Origin of the sequence: Streptomyces sp. NBC_01190 (assembly GCF_045039895.1) — a bacterium.
Lineage (GTDB): Bacteria > Actinomycetota > Actinomycetes > Streptomycetales > Streptomycetaceae > Actinacidiphila.
This window is the reverse complement of record NZ_CP108580.1, coordinates 7,155,904-7,176,053: the sequence shown is the minus strand read 5'-3', so window position 1 is coordinate 7,176,053 and position 20,150 is coordinate 7,155,904. Positions and strand designations below refer to the sequence as shown.

At 70.1% G+C, this 20,150-nt stretch carries 12 protein-coding genes and 1 pseudogene; 6 read left to right on the top strand and 7 right to left on the bottom strand.

The window, feature by feature from the left end:
• Nucleotides 1–107: 107 nt before the first annotated feature.
• From OG519_RS30280 to OG519_RS30260, 5 genes are all read right to left on the bottom strand, one after another.
• A complete protein-coding gene (locus tag OG519_RS30280) occupies nt 108–701 on the bottom strand; it encodes a hypothetical protein (RefSeq protein WP_405590529.1) in 594 nt (197 codons plus the stop codon).
• 52 nt (nt 702–753) lie between these two features.
• Nucleotides 754–1,728, bottom strand: coding sequence for a branched-chain amino acid transaminase (locus tag OG519_RS30275; RefSeq protein ID WP_405590526.1), 975 nt, complete (start codon nt 1,726–1,728; stop codon nt 754–756).
• A complete protein-coding gene (locus OG519_RS30270) occupies nt 1,725–3,149 on the bottom strand; it encodes a phenylacetate--CoA ligase family protein (RefSeq protein ID WP_405590523.1) in 1,425 nt (474 codons plus the stop codon). Before OG519_RS30270 ends, OG519_RS30275 begins: the two co-directional genes overlap by 4 nt.
• Before the next feature lie 312 nt (nt 3,150–3,461).
• A complete protein-coding gene (locus OG519_RS30265; RefSeq protein ID WP_405590520.1) occupies nt 3,462–3,881 on the bottom strand; it encodes a DUF2000 domain-containing protein in 420 nt (139 codons plus the stop codon).
• A gap of 10 nt (nt 3,882–3,891) precedes the next feature.
• Nucleotides 3,892–4,185, bottom strand: a complete 294-nt coding sequence (locus OG519_RS30260; protein ID WP_405590518.1) for a Dabb family protein — start codon at nt 4,183–4,185, stop codon at nt 3,892–3,894.
• Nucleotides 4,186–5,304: 1,119 nt separating this feature from the next.
• On the opposite strand from OG519_RS30260, the gene OG519_RS30255 reads away from it, so the two are divergent.
• Together OG519_RS30255 and OG519_RS30250 are read left to right on the top strand one after the other, a co-directional pair.
• A complete protein-coding gene (locus tag OG519_RS30255; RefSeq protein WP_405590515.1) occupies nt 5,305–6,246 on the top strand; it encodes a hypothetical protein in 942 nt (313 codons plus the stop codon).
• 566 nt (nt 6,247–6,812) lie between these two features.
• Nucleotides 6,813–6,941, top strand: coding sequence for a hypothetical protein (locus OG519_RS30250; protein WP_405590513.1), 129 nt, complete (start codon nt 6,813–6,815; stop codon nt 6,939–6,941).
• Nucleotides 6,942–6,973: 32 nt separating this feature from the next.
• On the opposite strand, the gene OG519_RS30245 is transcribed toward OG519_RS30250, so the two are convergent.
• The gene (locus OG519_RS30245) at nt 6,974–7,282 is read right to left on the bottom strand and encodes a hypothetical protein (protein ID WP_405590511.1); all 309 of its coding nucleotides are present in this window, start codon (nt 7,280–7,282) and stop codon (nt 6,974–6,976) included.
• 518 nt (nt 7,283–7,800) lie between these two features.
• On the opposite strand from OG519_RS30245, the gene OG519_RS30240 reads away from it, so the two are divergent.
• Nucleotides 7,801–11,685: a S8 family serine peptidase gene (locus OG519_RS30240; protein WP_405590508.1), complete on the top strand. Its 3,885-nt coding sequence runs from the start codon at nt 7,801–7,803 to the stop codon at nt 11,683–11,685.
• A 171-nt stretch (nt 11,686–11,856) separates the two neighbouring features.
• On the opposite strand, the pseudogene OG519_RS30235 reads toward OG519_RS30240, so the two are convergent.
• A pseudogene (locus OG519_RS30235) lies at nt 11,857–12,785 on the bottom strand (transposase); the annotation flags it as partial.
• A 726-nt stretch (nt 12,786–13,511) separates the two neighbouring features.
• Here OG519_RS30235 and OG519_RS30230 point away from each other — a divergent pair.
• The 3 genes from OG519_RS30230 (at nt 13,512) to OG519_RS30220 (ending at nt 20,115) form a co-directional block, all read left to right on the top strand.
• A complete protein-coding gene (locus tag OG519_RS30230) occupies nt 13,512–15,515 on the top strand; it encodes a family 43 glycosylhydrolase (RefSeq protein ID WP_405590505.1) in 2,004 nt (667 codons plus the stop codon).
• A gap of 593 nt (nt 15,516–16,108) precedes the next feature.
• Nucleotides 16,109–18,490, top strand: coding sequence for a glycoside hydrolase family 44 protein (locus tag OG519_RS30225; RefSeq protein WP_405590502.1), 2,382 nt, complete (start codon nt 16,109–16,111; stop codon nt 18,488–18,490).
• Nucleotides 18,491–18,744: 254 nt separating this feature from the next.
• Entirely contained in the window at nt 18,745–20,115 is a 1,371-nt protein-coding gene (locus OG519_RS30220) for a cellulose binding domain-containing protein (RefSeq protein WP_405590499.1), read from the top strand.
• The last annotated feature ends 35 nt before the right edge of the window (nt 20,116–20,150 follow it).

Sequence of the window (20,150 nt, the reverse complement as noted above, 5' to 3'; positions counted from 1 at the left end):
CGGGGAGTCCTTCCCTGGGGCCGGTGGTGCCTGGGGCGCTGTGGCGCGGTCCCGTGCTTGCGGCGTCCGGGCGGCACGCACGGGACCGTGACCGCGGCGGGTCGTCGTCAGTCCGCGGCGCCGAGCCGGAAGACGGACCAGAGCATCCGGATGGAGCGGGTGCGGGAGATGAAGCAGAGGGAGTTCGCCTTGGCCGCCGGCTCGGTGGTCAGGGCCAGGTCGGTTTCCCGCTCGCGCGCCTTGACCGCCGCCGCGCTCGTGGAGTCGGCGAGCACCAGCTCCGCCTCGCGGTACTCGTCGGGGATGAGCTCCTCGATGAGCGGAACGGGCGCGGAGTGGGTGGCGATACGGGGACGGCCCCTGACGGTGTGTCCGTGCGGGGCGGCGATGCCGTAGGGGGGCGTGTCGAAGATGAAGGCGCCGGCCAGTTGCAGTTTTGGCGACATGTAGAACGTGTTGATGTGGGGGTAGGCGTTGGCGACCAGGAGGTGGCTCGCCGCCCCGTCGTGGAGCGCGGCGCAGGCCTCCTCATAGGTGTCGTGCAGTTGTATGGAGGCCGGGCCGCTCGTCCCGCGGCCGAGCCAGAGGCACAGGGCAGCCTGTTCGCTGCTGGTCCCGGGGGGCCCCAGTGTGGCGATGCGGGCGACGGTGCCCTTGTCGGCTCCGGTACCGATCCAATTCTCGTGCAGGGTGGAGGGCATGCGCGATCTCTCCGTTCGTGACGCGTTGACCGGTACGGACACGATCCGGTCCTCAGCGGACCGGCAGCAGCCAGTCCGCGTGCCGGGGGTCGTCCCCGCGCACCGTGTCCTGGTAGGCCTCCATGAGCCGCGACGTGAGGGGGCCGACCGTGGCGGCGCCGACCGCCCGGCCCGCGATCTCGGTCACGGGCACGATCTCGGCCCCGGTCCCGGTGAGGAAGACCTCGTCCGCGGCGAACAGGTCGTCCCGTTCGAGGTCGGCGAACTCGGTCGGCAGGCCGGCGTCCGCGGCGAGGCGGACCACCGTGTCGCGGGTGATGCCCTCCAACAGGCCCGCGGCGACCGGGGGGGTGACGAGCCGCCCCCGCACCACCGCGAACACGTTGGATGTGCTGGCCTCGGTGACGCGCCCCGCGTCGTTCAGCAGGATGGCGTCGTCGTACCCGGCGGCGTGCGCCTCGTCCACGGCCAGCGCGTTGTTGACGTACCCGCCGGTGACCTTGGCCCGCACGGGCAGCACGCTGGACGCGGGGCGGCGCCAGGAACTGATGGCGCACCGGATGCCGCCGCGGTTGCCGTAGGAGCCCATCCGGAAGGCGATGACCGACAACGCGTCGGTGACGCCCCGCAGTTGCACCCCGGGCGGCGTGCCGGGCATCAGAGCGCGCTTGTACGCCAGCGGGCGGACGTAGGTGTCGTCGGTGAGCCCGCCGCGGCGCAACAGCTCGGTCGTCACGTCGCACAGCTGCCGCACGTCGAGTCCGACATCCAGGCGCAGCATGCGCGCACTGCGCAGGAGCCGCTCGAAGTGCTCGCGGGCCCGGAACACGGACAGGGTGCCGGTGGAGCGCTGGACGTAGGCCCTGATGCCCTCGAAGACGCCGGTGCCGTACTGGAGCGCCTGGGTGGAGACCGGCACGTGGGCATCCCGCAGCGGTACGAAGCCGCCGTCGTGGTAGGCCACGGCCGCGATCGCCGGTGTGCGCGGTGCCCGCCCGGCGAGGTCCTCGCCCGCCGCGGTGGTCACTGGGCCCGCCCCGCCGTCAGGGCGAGTGCCGCCGCGCGCTCGCGGTCGATCGACCCGTCGCGCCGGTCCTCGACCCGCGCGGCCTTCCAGCTGACCATGGCCCCGGTCGTGGTGATGGGCCCGAGGGGTCCGTACTCGAAGGAGACCTCGACGCCGAGCCGTTCGCGGCAGTCCCGCGCCACGGCCTGTTCGTCGACGCGCACCTCGGGGTCGTCGGCCGGCGTCTCGAGGCGCAGGGTCAACGTGTCGCGGCCGTCCGCCGCGTCGATCACGATCTGGTAGTCGACGTAGCCGCGGGGGTGTGTCAGCAGCAGGTCCTCCAGGTCGTACCCGCTGATGCGCCGACCGCCGATCACCATCACGTCGCGGGTGCGGCCCAGCACCTCCAGGGTCGGCGCCGGCACGACCGCCCCGGGGAGCGCGGGGGTGAGCCGGACCAGGTCGCCGGTGCGGTAGCGGATCAGCGGCTTGCTGCCCTGATAGAGCGCGGTGAGGACGAGTTCACCGTGGCGCACGCCGTCCGCGCCGGGTTCGACGGCCTGCCCCGTGACCGGGTCGATCACCTCGTACACGTTGAGGAGGGGGGCGGTGCGCAGGAGGCCGTCCGCGGTGGCCGCGCCCATCACGGAGGACTCCTGGGAACCGTAGAGCGCGTTGTAGGCCCGGGCGCCCCAGACCGCGCCGACGTTCTCCAGCAGGCTCGGTGAGGCGAGCTCCCCGGTGCACATGATCACGTCCAGCCCGAAGTCGCGCCGCGGGTCGAGGCCGGCCGCTCGCGCCTTCTTCGCCAGGGTCAGCGCCATGCCGGGGGTGCTGAACAGCGCGTTGGCGGGCAGTTCGCGCAGGGTCTTCAGGGCCCGGTCGTAGCCGACCATGGGCGAGTGCGGCCACATCTTGGCGACGGCGTGCCCGAGGTTGCGGCAGACTTCGCCGAACGTGTCGCCGAACGCGTGGAGTTCGGTGGGTCCGGAGACTCCGACGATGAGGTGGTCGCCGTACTGCCTCAGGATCGTGTCGTAGTAGACCGTGAGCGTGGTGTTGTTGTTGAGGGAGTCGATGTTGTCACGGGGGCAGGGAGTGCTGCGTCCGGTCGTCCCGGTCGTCTCGTAGAAGATCCAGGCCTTGTTGAACGGCTGGGAGAGCATGTCCTCGAAGGCGGAGCGCAGGTCGTCCTTGGTCGTGAACGGCACGGTGGCGAGCTGCTCCGGTGTCAGCGCGGTGATCGACTCGGGTGCGACGTCGGCCAAGTGGCGCCGGTAGAAGGGGGAATTCTCCTTGACGTAGGCGACGCTGCGGCGGAACTGCTCCAGTTGCCACGCGGCGAGTTCCGCCTCCGAGGTCTCCTTCCTCATGTACGCGAAGTGGCGGTCGCGTATGTCCCGGGCGATGCGGTCGAGCTCTTCGTTGAATACGGTGAACACGGTTCCTCCTGAGAGTGAGGGATGTGGCGTTCCGCCGGTCCTGTCGTCCGCCTGACGGCCACCCCCATCGACAACCAGCGGTCCTTCCCCAACCCCAACCGCGAAACGGACAAGAACCCGCCTTCCGCACTCCGAGGTTCGGCACTCCGGGGTCCCGCGCCTTGCCGAGGTTCCCCCCGCGTGTTCGCCCCCTGTCCAGGTCCCGGCGGGACAGGTGTCCCGTGCCGCCACCCGGCCGGTCGGGTCGGGGCGTGGCACCGCGCACCCCCGTGGCGGCGGGGGTGGGCGAGAAAGGAGCGAGCCGACGAGGTGTCAGCGGTACAGCTGCAGGCTGCCGGTCAGTTTGTTCACGGCGGACTTGGCCCCGTACAGCGCGACAGCGATGTACGGGATCTCCGCTGAGGCGATCTCGCTCGTGCGCTCGGTGTACTCGTCGTAGCTTCGGGACGACTGGGCTACCTCCGTGAAGTCGACGACCAGGATGTCGGGGAAATCGGCGGATTTCAGGACGATGTCGCGCAACGTGGCCCGGTCTCCCCGCAGCACCGGCAGCGGAATTCCGGTGATCCCGCGATGGGAAAGGCCGTCGGCATCCTTCACGTCGTCGCCGATGATTCCTTCGGTGAGCTTCCCGACGGAGAGCGAGAGCGCGGCCACCGCGTTCATGGCGAGTCCGACGGGAAGATCACCGTCGATGACGAAGGTGCATTTGGCTGCATTGCTGGGCGGCATAGTTCTCTACCTATTCCTTGATATCCGCAACGACCCAGTCGCTGATCTCCCGCCAGAGGGCGATCGCCTTCTGGTGGAAGGGGTCGACGAGGTAGCGCCGGAGGGCCTCCTCGTCGTCCACGAGACCGATCACTGCGAGATCATAGGCGATGTCACGGGGCGTAATGTTGCGGCCTACGATCCACTCGCGCAGCTCTGGAACCTCTGCTCCCACTTGCCGGCAGATACGCTCCGCTTCCTGCGCCACCGGCGCTTCCCACGAGATCCCGGGCTTGAACTTGAACAGCACGATGTGCCTGATCACGCTCGTTCTCCTCATGATCGGTCGGGCCTTACGTCCGGGACGGGCCGCCATCCTCCGGCACCGGCGTCGGGACCGACCCGGGTTCGATCACGCAGGCGGCCTCGCCGTGCGCCGCTGCCGGCACGTGAATTCCCTGATCACCTCGGACCGCCGGTCAACGAACACGTAGTCGATGGGCCGGCCGGTCCGCGCAACGCCCTTTTTCCCCACGTAAGGACTAGATACGACGAGATATTCGGGAGCGTCGCCTCAGAAGGTCGATAGCGCGACTGCCCAGCTCGCCGATCCCCCTCCTGTGCACTTCCATCTCGGAGCCACCGGAGTCGTTCGCTGTTTCCATGACGCTCCTTTTCCAAGAGGCGGCAGGCAGTCGGCTGCCGATTCTCCGCCCGGCGCGAAACCCCAACACCGAAGCCACTGACGGATTGCCGAGAGCGATCCTACATAAAGGAACGAAATTTGCAACGGGTTGTGCGGCGAATCACAGACGTCATCCCGTGCCCCGCGGACGTTTTAAAACATGGCCGGTAACCTCCCCGAACGTCGATTCGTCCGCGCTCCTTTCGCCACTTTCGCGCTGTCCGGAGTACGGACACCCCGAGCGCGGTTCCACACCGGGCAAGGAAAGCGGACGGGATAGTCCGGAAATGGGTCAAGTTCACCCCAGGGGATCGCACAGCGCAACGGGCCCGAGTCGGGGCCGCGGTGCCCGAATTGCTCATCGAGTACGACGCGGAAGGCCGCTGTCGAGCAAGACACGCGGACAATTCCGGCCACCCCCGCGGCCTGGAACGCGCCAGCGGGACCCTTCCCCGTAACGCCCAGCATTTACCTTGGGCTCCATGGCTACTGAGACGAAGACCGCCCTCGCGGCAGCCTCCAGCCCCCTTCCCGCCGCCCAGCCGACGTTTGTCGTACGTGGCTGCGAGGCACGGTCCACACCGGCACACCGCGCCGGCGGAACCGGAGCGTGAAGACGTCGGTGCGGCGTGGCACCGAGAGGACAGGGGCTCACACCAACCACTCCGGAACACCTGGGCGAACGAGAGCGGGACGGAACCCGGCGCGGGATCCCCGACTCGATCAACTGGTCAATCCCATGGAAGAACGAGGCCTGCTGTGATCAGTACGCACATCCCTCAGAAGGAAAGCCCCGCTCGCGGTGCCACCGGCAACGCCCCGGCGACGGAGGGGAGTCTGCGGGCGGCGCCCAGCGCCACACCCGTCGGCCACGGCGGCGCCGCCCTCCCGACCGGCCGGCACGAGGGGACTCTCGCCCTCTCCGACCTGCCGGACCCCGTCGAGACCGTGGACGCGACCGGCGACCTCAGTGAGGACGAGGAGCGGATCCTCGCGCTCTGCATGCGGGGCATCCGGCAGTTCGAGGACGCGTGGTGGGTCATGGGCAAGGCCATGGCCAACATCAACAACAGGCGCCTGTACCGCGCGACTCACGCCACCTTCGCGGACTTCGTCCAGGACGTCTTCCACAAGTCCCGGCCCACCGCGTACGAGGAGATGACCTCCTACGCGATCGGGGAGCTGTTGTCTGCACGTGCAGACACGGCCCATGTCGACCACGCGGACACCGCGCCCGCGCACCAGCGGGTGCCGGCCATCGGGAAGAAGGCCGCCGGCGCCCTCAACCCCATCACCAAGGACTACGGCGCCGAGACGTCGATCGCCGTCCACGAGACCATCAAGGAGGCAACCCGGACGTCGGTCACGGTGAAGGCGATCAACGGGATAGTGCAACGGCTCCCCCGCAGGGACGAGAAGGAGCTGTCGCAGGAGGAACTGATCGTCCTGGTGAGGCAACTCGCATCCGACGCGCCGCAGCCCCGGCAGCCGGTCCACGCCGTCCAGCCGTCCGCACTCGACGCTCTCCGCCACGCGCTGACGCAATTACAGGCAGCACTGCGGTGGCTCTCCCAGGCCGACATCACCAAAGCCCTCGAAGAGAACGCCGACGAGACCGCCCGGACCCTCGCCTGCGCCAGGGAAGCCGCGGGCGAGGCGGCTGTTCGGGCCACCGCCATGCTGCACCGCCCGATGGGCTGACCACGGTGTGAACACGGCCCCCGCGCGCACCCCGCACCGCCTCGTGTGGACGGAAGCGGGGTCGCGCGCGGTTCCGTTCTACGGCCGAGGTCGTGACTGCCGCCGTGGTTCGACGACCCAGCGGTACGTGCCCAGGCCGGTGCCGCGGCGGGCGATGGCCAGTATGCTGCGGCTGCTGCGGCAGCGGGTCCAGACGAAACCCCAAGTTAGTCTACACGACCCAGGGCGAGTCAACAACACCAAGACGAGCGCCCAACTGCCCCCACAGACACCGCCACCAGAGCCGTTCCACCTCCAACCGAGCGAACCGCTTCTCGCTCGGCCTCGGCAGCGACGCCGAGCCCTGCGACCGCAAAGGCCGGGGACCGCCCCCGGCCCGCGCATGACGCCCCGGTCGGGGGGACGTGACCGCGGCTCAGACATTCTCCCGGCAGAAGACATAGGTGCCCAGAGCCAGCGAGACCGCCGCGAGACCGAGGCCCACCCCGGCGCCTTCCGCCACCGCGGCGGTGGCGAAGTGGCCCAGGAAGGCGTCCCTGATCGCGTCGACCAGATACCGGAGCGGGGTGAGGCGGGAGACGTCGTTCAGCCGGCTCGGCCTGCGCGGCCGGACCGGTCTGGCGCTGCTGGGCCAGGCGCAGGAGCTGGCCGCCCGGGCCCCGGTCGGCGCGACGGTCCGTCCGGGCCTACTGTGACTCCTGCCCCGGCACCCGCGCCCGGGCCGATTTCACTCGGCGGTCGCGGCGTTCACCTCCACCGTGCCCAGGGCGTGGCGCACCAGGACGGTGTCGGCTTCCGGCAGCACCACGTCGTATGATCCGTCGCCCGTCACAAGGGTGTACCCGCGGAACTTTCGCATCAGCGGAACCCTCTCACCCTCGCCCTCCAGCGACAACGGGGGCGCCAGAGTGACCCGCTGCTTCGTACCGGCCGGTCCCCGCCCCCACAAGGGAGCCTGACCCGCTGTCAGATGCAGCGCGCCGAACGCCGTCCGGGGCGTCGACTGGCCGCCGATGGATTTGCTGTGCGCGGCCACGATCAGGGTCTCCCCCGCGTCCAGGTCGGCGCAGTCCCCCGCAGCCGAGCGACGCTGGATTCCGATCCGACTCAGCCAGACCTGTAGTGCCGATCGTGTCCCCGCAGCGCGCCGCACGTTGTCTCCCCAATGAATGGATCATGGCGCCGACACTGTACAGGCTTCAACAGCAGGCAGTCTCGCGAACATGTCAAACCCTCGCGCTCTTCATCTGGTCAGCCCGGCGATCAAAAAGAAACGCCTCGCCGTATTCCGCCACTGAAATCCCGGACGGCGGAGGCGAGGGCGCCAGCGTCTCCGGCTCGCGTATGACGAATCGTCAGTATGTTTCCGCCTCCTTGCCGGCGCCCCGGCATCTCGCCGAACAACCGCGCACCGACCGGTGGTACGTGAAACTTGCGTTACATCAGAGGTCCGCAGGATTTCAAGATCTTGTCATGCCATTTTCAACATGATCAAATTCGGCGATCCCCGTCTCTGGAGGCGCCGTGAAGCTCCCATCCAACCGAAGATCCGCTGTGGCCGTCGGCATCGCCGTGCTCGCCGGCCTGGTCATCCCCGTCCAGGCCCACAGCGCCGATCCACCGGGACCCCCCGCGGCGGCGGTGACCGGCCACCCGGCTCCCGCGCCGGTCACGGTGACGCTGATCACCGGCGACAAGGTGACGGTGACTCCGGGGGCAGGCGGGTCCCTCTCGGTGGACGCCATCCAGCGCCCGCCGGGCGCCCCCGGATCGGTGCGCACCGCGATCGAGGACGGGGACACCTATGTGTACCCGGACGAGGCCATGGCGTACATCGCGACCGGCCGGCTCGACCAGCAACTCTTCGACGTAACCCAGCTATTGGCCCAGGGCTACGACGACGCGCACAGCGGGGAACTCCCGCTGATCGTCACCCGCAGCGCGACCCAGGCCGCCCTCACGTCCGGCGCCGCCGGGCGCCCGGCCGCTCCGGCGCCCGGCGGCGACCTGCCCGGCGCCCGGACCACGCTGAGCCTGCCCGCCGTCAACGGCGCGGCGGTACGGGCCGACCGGTCCGCGTCCGCCGCCTTCTGGTCCGCCCTCACCGGCGCCGGCCAGCCGGACGCCCGGCTGTCGTCGGCGGCGCGCACCACCGGGACAGCGGACTCGGCGGCCACCGCGAACACCGCGCACACCGCGCACACCGTGGCCGGTTCGGCCACCGCCGCGGCACCGTCCTTCACCGACGGGGTCGACAAGGTATGGCTCGACAGCAAGGCGACGGCGACCCTCGCCGACAGCACGGCCCAGATCGGCGCCCCCGCGGTGTGGGCGGCCGGCGGTACTGGCACCGGCGTGCGGGTGGCGGTCCTGGACACCGGGGTGGACGCCACCCACCCGGACCTGGTGAACCGGGTGGTCGCGGCCAAGAGCTTCATCCCGGGTGAGGACACCGTCGACCACTTCGGCCACGGCACCCACACCGCCTCCACCGTCGCCGGGACCGGCGCGGCCTCCGACGGCAAGGAGCGGGGCGTCGCCCCGGACGCCGATCTGCTGATCGGCAAGGTGCTCGACAACACCGGATCGGGTGCGACGTCGGGGATCATCGCGGGCATGGAGTGGGCGGCGGAGACCGAACACGCCAAGGTCGTCAGCATGAGCCTGGGCACCACGGAACTGCACACCCAGGACGATCCGCTGAGCCAGGCGGTGAACCAGTTGAGCGCCGAGACCGGTGCGCTCTTCGTCATCGCCGCTGGCAACACCGGGAACGGTCCCTACAGCGTGACCTCGCCGGGAACCGCGGACGCCGCGCTCACCGTCGGAGCGGTGGACTCCTCCGACCACCTCGCCGACTTCTCCGCGGCCGGGCCGCGGATGGGTGATGACGGGCTCAAGCCAGACATGACCGCTCCCGGGGTGGACGTACTGGCGGCGCGCTCGCAGTACATGAGCGACGGGGACGGCTACTACATCACCGAGAGCGGCACCTCCATGGCGACGCCCCACGTCGCCGGCGCCGCGGCGCTGCTGGCCCAGAAGCACCCCGACTGGACCGGGCAGCAGCTCAAGGACGCGTTGATGAGCTCCAGCACGCCGACCCCCGACTACAGCCCCTATCAGGCCGGTACCGGCCGGCTGAACGCGGCCGCCGCCTACTTCCAGGACCGTGTGGTCGCCACCGGCTCGGTGGACGCGGGGCTGGTCCCCTGGGCGCCCGGCAAGCAGCCGAAGCCGGTCACGCGCGCGATCACGTTCACCAACACCGGCGCCGAAGCCGTCGCCCTGAACCTCTCGGTCAACCCCGGCAGCTCACCGGCGAGGGTGTTCGCCCTGGCGGCGGACCAGGTCACCGTACCGGCGCACGGGTCGTCGACAGTCGACGTCGTGGTGAGCCCCAAGGGCCTGGCACCGGGCCAGTACGCGGCCCAGGTGACCGCGGCCTGGGCGAGCGGGGCCGTGCACACGGCCGTGGGGGTCTCGGTCGAGTCCGAGAAACACGGCCTCACCATCCGGCTGAAGGACGGGAAGGGCCGTCCCACGAGCGGCGAGGTCGAGATAACCGGCGCCGACGGCCGGACCCACGCGATGTGGGTCCAGGACGGGACGCTCACCAGCCGCTGGGCACCCGGCACCTACACGGTCGTCTCCGAGGCGGACATCCAGGGCCTGCACGGCTCCCACTCCCTCGGATACGCGCTGCTGACCGCTCCCGAGGTCGACCTGACGGCCGACCGCACCGTGGATCTCGACGCCTCGCGCGTCCGGCAGGTGAAGGTGGCGACCGCCAAACCCACCAGCGTCGTCGCCAGCAGGATCGACATCTACCGCTCCTTCACCTCGGCCGAGCCGACGCCGAACGACACACAGGCGCTGCACCAGATCATCTGGCCGTCGGCCGCCTATGACAGCCTGTGGGCGCTGCCGACCGGGGGCAAGGTGAAGCAGGGCAGCTTCGTCTTCACCACCCGGATCCGGGCCCAGCAGCCCCCGCTGGAGATCGGCTACGGCGGACACCGCCTCGCCGACGCCCCGCTGGTCCAGCCCGGCACCCCGCAACTGCCGGACGGCACCCGGCACCTGGACGCGGTCTTCGCCGGTACCGGCGCACCGGCCGCGTACGCGGGTCTGGCGGCGCGCGGCAAGGCCGTGGTGGTACGCGGCAGCGCCGACGTGACCCCAGCGGACCAGGCCGCCGCGGCGCACGCCGCCGGGGCGGCGATGCTGGTCGTGGTCAACGAGGACGACGGCCGGTTGAGCGACTGGTACGGCGACCCCGACGGCCTGACCACCGGACAGATCCCGGTCGCCACGGTCAGCCTCGACGAGGGCGAAGCGCTGATCAAGAAGATCGGCGCCGCCCGGAAGAACGTGGTGCCCCTGTCGGTCGAGGCCCATCCCTCACCGAAGTACCTCTACGACCTGGCGGATTACCACAACGGCGGAGTGCCCGCCGACCCCTCGGCCGCGACGGACCCCCGCGATCTCGCCCGTATCGATCTCGACTTCGCCCCGTCGTCCGGCGAGCAGGTCGTGGAGAGCCGGGAGGACAGCCCGGCGTACGAGTACGGGCCGGCCGCCAACCCGCTCGCCGTGTACGGGGAGGTGCGGGTCGCGCCATTCCCGTCGGAACGGGTCGCCCCGGGCCCGCGCACCGACTACGTCTCCGCCGGAGACGGCGTCAAGTGGCAGCAGTACGCCTCCATCGACGGCTGGCGGACCTACACCGATGTGACGAGCTACCGGCCGGGCAGCGTACAGAAGGACCACTGGTTCGGACCCGTCATCCGGCCCCGCATGGTCAGCGAGGAGATTCCGTACCGCGGCGAGAACTCCATGAGCGGCTACATCATGGCCTTCGGCGACGGAGGATCCGCCCACAGCGGCGATTCCGGCCTGATGACGCGGAGTTTCTCGCTCTACCAGGGCGACCGGCTGCTCACCCAGGGCGGTGTCGTCCCCACGTTCGGCGTCGGTGACCTGGCGGCACGGAAACTGCCGTACCGGCTGGTCGTCGACACGGCCGGGAGCACCGCGCTGAGTCCGTACTCCACCACCACGCACACCGAATGGAGTTTCGACTCGGGTGCTCCGGCGGCGGACGTGCAGGCCGCGGCCATTCCGCTGGTCCAACTCGACTACGGAATCGACCTCGACCTCGCGGGGCGGGCGAAGCGGACGGCGGAGTTCTCCGTCACCCCCGTGGTCCTCGGCAGTGCCTCCGCCCAGGACGCGCCCTCCTCGGTCGGGCTCCAGGTCTCCTACGACGACGGGGCCTCCTGGCACCGGGCGGACCTGAAGCGGAAGAACGGCACCTGGACGACGTCCCTCGGCGCGCCGAGCCACGCCGGCTACGTGTCCATCCGGGTCACCGCCGAGCAGCGCAACGGCGGCGGCGTCACCCAGACCATCACCCGGGCCTTCGGCCTCCGGTAACCCCCACCACCCCTCCGACAGCCCCGCCAGGACCGGCCCCTGCCCCCGCCCCCGCCGAAAACCTCATCCGCCCTGGCGGGGCGCGCGGGGTCGGGGGCTCGGCTGTAATTCCGGCGAACCAAAGGGTCAGGTCAGGGGCGTAACGAAGTCGTACCCGTACAGACCGTGGGCGCCCATCACGATCAACCCCTGCCCGTCGGGCAGCCAGCAGCACCTGGCCAGGACGCCGTCGACTCGTGTCATCGCCAGCGGAATCCCCGCGGCCTTGCCGTAGTTGGTCGTCTCCGTGACGGTAGTGATCGCGGGCTCGGGCCAGGTCTCCGGCTCGGTGAAGCGGAACTCCGGACCGTGCTTGGGCAGCCGGCCATTGACGCCGTGCATCCGTGGCGACTTCGGCAGCCGCATCGCCCGGTCGGAGCGGACCCGGCCGACCAGCTCGACCGGCAGATCCCGCAGGACCCAGGCCAGACGGGTGACGTCGTAGCCCGCATCGCTGACGATCACGATAGGCGGGTCCCCGGCTTGCTATCGCCCCGCGGCGATGAGCCACTCGACCACACCCCTCAACTCAACCGCGCGGCGGTGATCGCCCTCGCATCGTCCGCCGGGCCGAGCCGAAACGCGTCCAGGATCGCGGTCCAGGACGTGACACCCGGCTCCAGAACGGCCACAAAGGAGTAGGGCCAGCCCGGGATGAACTGCGACGCCGTCTTCGCCCGGCCGTAGACGTGGCAGAACAGCCGCTCGGCCGAGCACGGCGCGGCCGAGCGAAGCCACGGCGACACATCGACCGCCAGGACCAGGCGCCCGCCATCGCACCGAGGAAGCGTCAGCCCGGCCAGCATCGCCCGCAGCCTGTCGACGTCGATCCGGCCGTGGTTCAAGCCGCCGTACATCGCTCCGTGCCCATGGCGATGCTCGGACAGCAGCGTCAGGTCCACCGGGGACTTCACCGCTCCGTCCGCACACAGCGCCGCGTCCGCCAGCTCGAACAGTTCATCGCGTCGCTTGCTCAGACACGCGTAGAACTCACGCCGACAATGTGACGCTTCCACGAACGCCCCGCGCCGGACGGCATCCGACAGCAGACGCACCCTCATGGCCTTCGTCCCGGTCACCTGCACCGTGGTCGGAGCACAGGATCAGACGAAGGCCGCCCCCAGGTCCGGCCAATCCCCAGGTGTGTAACCCCGTTCGAGATGCCGTTCGGTTCCAGAATACCGAGGCGCACAGGCACTGCCGCACGCCTTGTGACCCGTCCCGGGGCGATCACAAGCGTCGGCGGGAGCCGGGACGCCGATGGCGACCTGGGAACCGCCCGGGTAAGTTAGCGATCTTCGGATGGCGGAAGCTCCCGGAGTCCCTGAATGCGAACGACATGATGAACCCCGACCAGCCCCCGCATACCAACTCCCGCGCCCGGGCTTCGTCGGCCAGGAAGCGGTAGCCGAACTTCCGTTCTGCGCGGTGGGCGTCAAACGACACGTTCGCCCGATACGGCTGCTCGACCCCGGCGTCCGTCATCGGCTTGCCGAGCCACCTGAAGCGGTGGCGGGCCGGGCCGGTGCGAGGCCGGATCCCGCTGGCCGCGCGCCGGTCGCAGCGCCTCGCTCGCCCCCGCGCCGACCACGCTCACCACCGCCTGAACCGCCGCGCCGACGCCGCCAATCGACCTCTTGCGGGGCTTCCGTGCCGCGTGCCAGGCTAAATCCCCAGTGCCGCGCAGGAATGCCACCTGGCGGCCCCGGACATCCCTGCATCCCCCCATCCGCGTGTGTGAGCGCTAACAGCAGCTCCTCACGTTGAGTAAACTCAGGGAGAATCTCGTGGATCGCAAACACAGAAGACCGCACGTCAGAACGTGGCTGATCGGCCTGGTCTGCACAGCGCTGGCCGCCGTGGGAGTCTCCTTCGTGGCGACGTCGGCGCAGGCGGCGAGCGGCTGCCAGGTCGACTACAGCATCACGAATACGTGGCAAGGTGGCTTCGGCGCGAATGTGAGCGTTACCAATCTCGGTGCAGCGATCACCAGTTGGCAGTTGACGTGGTCCTTCGCCACCGGGCAGAGCATCACCCAGCTGTGGAGCGGCTCCTACGCTCAGAGCGGCACCCAGGTCACCGTGACCAACGCTTCCTACAACGGCAGCCTGGCCACCGGCGGATCCACCACCTTCGGCTTCAACGGCGCGTACACCGCAAGCAACCCGGTCCCAACCGCGTTCACCCTGAACGGGACTACCTGCACCGGCGGTGTCACCACCACGCCCCCCACCACACCCCCGACCACACCCCCGACCACGCCGCCGACGAGTCCCCCGTCGTCCCCGTCGACGTTCAGCAACCCCGTGCTCTGGGAGGACCTCGCCGACGCGGACGTCCTGCGGGTGGGTGACACCTACTACTACTCGGCCTCGACGATGCACTACTCGCCCGGGGCACCGATCCTGCGCTCCTACGACCTGGTCCACTGGGAGTTCGCCGGCCACTCGGTTCCCTCGCTCGACTTCGGCGAGAAGTACAACCTGAACGGCAACGGGCGCGCCTACGTCGACGGCGTGTGGGCCTCGTTCCTGAACTACCGCAAGAGCAACGGGAAGTTCTACTGGGGCGGCTGCATCGACTTCAACAAGACGTACATGTACACCGCCTCCTCGGTCGAGGGCCCCTGGACGCGGGGCTCGGTGATCAACAACTGCTACTACGACGCCGGAATGCTCGTCGACGACAACGACACCATGTACGTCGCCTACGGCAGCGGCACGCACTACGTCGCCCAGTTGTCGGCCGACGGGCTGAGCCAGGTCCGCAGCCAGGCGGTGTTCACCGATCCGTCCAGCACCGGAACGACCGAGGGCAACCGCATGTACAAGGTGGGCGGCGCCTACTACATCCTGGTCGACCACCCAGCCAACGCCGAATACGTCCTGAAGTCCACCAACGGCCCCTTCGGCCCGTACACCGAACAACCACTGCTCAACAACATCGGCACCCCCATCGTCGGCGGTGGCGTTCCGCACCAGGGCGGGATCGTGCAGACGCAGAACGGCGACTGGTACTACATGGCCTTCGTCGACTCCTACCCCGGCGGACGCGTCCCGGTGCTGGCCCCCGTCAAGTGGAACTCCAGCGGATGGCCGGTGCTCCAGACCGTCAACGGCGGCTGGGGTACGACCTATCCGTACCCGAACGTGCCGGCGCCGCCGCGTGAGGTGAAATCCCCCACCGGCACCGACACCTTCACCGGGCCCGATCTCGGACCCGAGTGGGAGTGGAACCACAACCCCGACAACACCAAGTGGTCCGCGAGCAACGGTCTGACCCTGAAGACCGCGACGGTGACCAACGACCTGTACTCGGCGCGCAACACCCTGACCCACCGGATCCTGGGACCCACGTCCACCGCGACGGTCCCGCTGGACTACTCGGGCATGCACGACGGGGACCGGGCAGGACTCGCGCTCCTGCGCAACTCCTCGGCCTGGATCGGCGTCAAACGCGACAACGGCACCGCCCGGCTGGTGATGACCAACAACATCACCATGGACGGCAGTTGGAACACCACCAGCACCGGCACCGAGGTAGCGAGCACAGCCCTGTCCGGGGGCAAGGTCTGGCTACGCGTCAACGCCGACATCCATCCGGGCACCGGCAGGCAGGGGCACTTCTCCTACAGCACCGACGGCGTCAACTTCACCGCCTTCGGGCCGGGCTTCACGATGGACAACAGCTGGCAGTTCTTCATGGGGTACCGGTTCGCCCTCTTCGACTACGCGACGCAGGCGCTCGGAGGCTCCGTCAAGGTCGGCCAGTTCACCCTGTCCACACCCTGACTCACCACCCGGGCCCGCCGTTGAACGAGCGGGCACCCAAGCGGGTGCCCGCTCCTGCGGACCTCCGAGGAATCCCGGATCCGCCTCCGCTCGTACGGAGACCGGTTCGCATACCTGCTGACCGGCGCCACGATCTACGGCTCACCTCATCGAGCGCCCCGAGTTCGGCCCGTAGCAGGCCGGCTCGGATGAGCCCGCGGGTCCGTCGGCGTGCCCTGATCGCCGCCGGCGGGCGCACGGCCCCCCGCCGCACCGTGCCGGGCGCGGGCAGCGGGTCCTCGTGCGCATGTGTTGACACCCCGGTCCAGGAACTCCAGACTCCTGGCAATGGGAGCGCTCCCACGAACGCCCGGACGGTCCGCCCGTCCGGCGGGCGTAGGAGTCGCGCCGCCGACCGGGCAAGCGTGATCGCCCGGCTGGAGGCCCGCCGCCCTGTCCGGTCGTCCGTTCCGATCGGGGGGGGCGGGTTCCCGCGGCGCGGTCGTTCCACCCCCCACGAAAGGCCGTGGCGTCGTTGGTCGTCGGTGCCGGCTGTGCGTCTTCGGATGCCGCGGACCGGGCGGCTCGCGGTGCCGGCCGCCGAGAAGGAGACCATGCGTACGACACACAAGACTGCCGCCCTGGCGGCGTTCGCCCTGCTGCTGGCCGGTCCGGGTGCGGCGCAGGCCGCCGGCACCGGAGCGGCCCGGCCGCCGAGCGCCGCAGCGACGGCGGGCCCGGCGATCACCGTGGACGCCACGACCGGGCGGCACGCCATCGCCCCGGAGATCTACGGCATGAACTTCGCCGACGAAGACCTCGCCGCGGACCTGCGCCTGCCGGTGCGGCGCTGGGGCGGCAACGCGACCACCCGTTACAACTACAAACTCGACGCCTACAACGCCGGGTCTGACTGGTATTTCGAGGACCTCCACTACAACAACGACACCTCGGCTCTGCCCGCCGGGTCGGAAGCCGACAAGTTCGTCGAGCAGAACCGCAGGACCGGCAGCGGCACGGTGATGACGGTGCCGATGGTCGGCTGGACGGCGAAGGGCCGCGACGACGGCTGCGGATTCAGCGTCGCCGAGTACGGCGCCCAGCAGGACACCGACGCCCAGTGGCGTCCGGACTGCGGCAACGGAAAGAAGCCCGACGGCACCCTGATCACGGGCAACGATCCCGCCGAGACGAGCACCCCCGCGGGCGCCGACTTCGTCAAGGGGTGGGTGCGGTACCTCGACAGCGCCTACGGGACCGCCGACAAGGGCGGGGTGCGCTTCTACGACCTGGACAACGAACCCGACCTGTGGCACAGCACGCACCGCGACGTGCATCCGGACGGCGCGAGCTACGACGAGCTGCGCGACAAGACCTACGCCACGGCCGCCGCGGTCAAGGACGCCGACCCCGCCGCGCAGACCCTCGGCCCGGTGGGCTGGGGCTTCAACTCGCTCATCTACTCCGGCCTTGACCAGAAGGTGTGCGGCGAGCAGGGCGGCAGCTGCTGGTCGAACCCGCCGGACGCCGCCGCCCACGGCGGCGTGCAGTTCGCTCCGTGGTACCTGCAACAGATGAAGGCGTACGACCTGGCCCACGGGCGCCGCGTCCTGGACTACTTCGACGAGCACATCTACCCCCAGCAGTCCGGCGTGTTCGGCAGCGCCGACGACGGGGCCACGCAGGCCCTGCGGCTGCGCTCCACCCGGCAGTTGTGGGACCCCACCTACATCGACGAGAGCTGGATCAACCAGCCGATCCAGTTCATCCCCCGGATGCGCTCGCTGGTCGACCAGAACTATCCCGGCACGAAACTGGCCGTCTCCGAGTACAACTGGGGGGCGCTGGACCACATCGACGGCGCCTTGGCGGAGGCCGACGTGCTGGGCATCTTCGGACGTGAGGGGCTGGACCTGGCGACCCTGTGGTCGCCGCCCAAGGCGACCGACCCCGGCGCCTACGCCTTCCGCATGTTCCTGAACTACGACGGTGCCGGCGGCACCTTCGGCGACACCTCCGTCCACGCCGCGAGCGCCGACCAGGACAAACTGTCGGTCTACGCGGCCGAGCGCAGCAGCGACCACGCCACCACCGTCATGGTGATCAACAAGACCACCGGCGACCTGGCCGCGCCTGTCTCCGTGACCGGCCGCACCGCCCTCCCGGCCGCGGCGCAGGTCTACCGCTACGGCCAGGACGACCCCGCCGCGATCCAGCACCCGGCCGATCAGCCGCTGAGCGGCGGCTCCTTCACCGCCACGTTCCCCGCGTACTCCGTCACCGAGTACGTCATCCCCGCCGGCTCGACCCAGGCCACCCCGCCCTCGGCCCCCGGCACCCCGACCGCCTCCGCGATCGGATCCGACCGCGCCACGCTGTCCTGGGCCGCCGCCACAGCCGGCACCTCACCGCTGGCCGACTACCGCGTCTATGCCGGCGACCCGGCCACAACGGCCCCGCTGGCCACCGTCCCGGCCTCGACGACCACGGCCACCGTCACCGGCCTCACCCCGGGCAGCTCCTATACGTTCCGGGTGGTGGCCACCGACACCGCGGGCCGCAGCTCGCCCGCGTCGACCCCGGTACAGGTCACCACGAGCCAGGCCTCCCCGAGCGGGTGCACCGTCGCCTACCAGGTCAGCAGCGACTGGGGCGCCGGCTTCACCGCGAGCGTGACGATCACCAACAAGGCGGCGCCGGTCAACGGCTGGCAACTCGCCTTCCGCTTCGGCGGCAGCCAGCAGGTCACCCAGGGCTGGAACGGAACCTGGTCGCAGACCGGAGCCGCGGTCACCGTCAAGGACGCCGGCTGGAACGCGTCCCTGCCCACCGGGGTCTCCACCACGATCGGCTTCAACGGCGCCTACACCGGCACCAACACCGCACCGTCCGCCTTCACACTCAACGGTGGCGCCTGCACCACCGCGGGTACCTCGGCGGCGACAGCTCTCTCCCCGGCCATCGGCCGCGCACCCGCGCGCACCGCACCCCACTGACCCGACCCGCGTGCCGCACGGCGGACGACCCGGGCGGGTTGCCCGGTCCGACCGCACCCAGCGACATGTCGTCCGACCGCTCGCTCGGACATTCCCCCCACTCACGCAAGGAGAACGATCTTCATGCGTCGGCTCAACAAAGAACGTCATCCGCGTCCCGGCGGTGCCGGCCGGCAGGTCCGGCACTCGCGTGCACGGATCGACACCCGGATCCCGGGCCCCTCTTTCCGACCGCACCGGCAAGGAGATGTGTGATGCGACAAGCGGCAACCGCACGGATAGCGCCCGACGGCTCCCGGGCGGGTCGGGCGGAATCCCCCTTACGACGCCGGCCCCTCAAGCTGGTCGCGGCCGCGTTGGTCGCCGCCGTCGGTCTGGTCGTCGCGATGCTCGCGCTTCAGCCCGCGTCCGCGGCCGACAACGGCTACCAGCGCGGGCCGGACCCGACTTTGGCCAGCGTGGCGGCCTCGAAGGGACCGTTCGCCACGGCGCAGGTGAGCGTGGCCCCCGGCAACGGCTTCAATGGCGGGACGATCTACTACCCGACCGACACGAGCCTGGGCACCTGGGGCGCGGTGGCGATCGTGCCCGGCTACACCGCGCTGTTCGCGAACGAGGAAGCCTGGATGGGACCGTGGCTGTCCTCCTTCGGGTTCGTCGTGATCGGCGTCGAGACCAACAGCCGTACCGACTACGACGTGGCGCGCGGGACGGAGTTGCTGGCGGCACTGGACTACCTCGTCCAGAAGAGTCCGGTGCGTGACCGCGTCGATCCGAACCGGCTGTCGGTGATCGGTCACTCCATGGGCGGCGGGGGCGTGGTCTGGGCGACCGAGCACCGGCCGTCGCTGAAGGCGGCGGTGGCCCTCGCCCCCTTCTCGCCGTCCCAGGACATGTCCACCGACCACGTCCCGACGATGGTCATGGCTGGGCAGAACGACACCGTCGTCACGCCGTCCTACCTCGACGGCCTGTACGCCACGATGCCGGCCGCCACGCAAAGCGACTTCGTGCAGATCGCGGGGGCCGACCACGTCTGGTACACGCACCCCGAGACAACCGAGATGCGGATCCTGATCCCCTGGCTCAAGACCTTCGTCGACAACGACACCCGGTACACGCAGTTCCTGTGCCCGGCGCTGGCGGACCCCAGCGGCGTCTCGATCTACCGCAGCAAGTGCCCGTACGTGCCCCCGGGCGGCGGCTCGTCCGGCGGCGCGACCACAGGAGGCACCACCACCGGGGGGACGACGACGGGCGGTACGACAACCGGCGGTACGACAACCGGCGGTACGACAACCGGCGGTACGACGACCGGCGGTACCTCGGGCGGCGCCTGCACGGCGACGTACACGACCGTCAGCGCGTGGAACGGCGGTTTCCAGGGAGAGGTGAAAGTGACCGCGGGCAGCGCGGCGGTCAGCGGCTGGACCGTTCGCTGGACCCTCGCCGGCGGGCAGACCGTGACCCAGGTGTGGAACGGCACACTGACCACCAGCGGTTCGGCCGCGTCAGTGACCAACGCGTCCTACAACGGATCGCTACAGCCCGCAGCGTCCACCGTCTTCGGATTCCTCGCCAACGGCGCCGCAAGCACGCCCTCGCTCACCTGCGCCAGCCCATGACCCCGCTGGCCCCGGGGCCAGCGGCTGTTTGACCG

Bases quoted from the DNA above. Each gene is read 5' to 3' on its own strand.
- OG519_RS30280 (WP_405590529.1), bottom strand. From the start codon at position 701: ATGCCCTCCACCCTGCACGAGAATTGGATCGGTACCGGAGCCGACAAG.
- OG519_RS30265 (WP_405590520.1), bottom strand. From the start codon at position 3,881: ATGCCGCCCAGCAATGCAGCCAAATGCACCTTCGTCATCGACGGTGAT.
- OG519_RS30225 (WP_405590502.1), top strand. From the start codon at position 16,109: ATGCGTACGACACACAAGACTGCCGCCCTGGCGGCGTTCGCCCTGCTG.
- OG519_RS30220 (WP_405590499.1), top strand. From the start codon at position 18,745: ATGCGACAAGCGGCAACCGCACGGATAGCGCCCGACGGCTCCCGGGCG.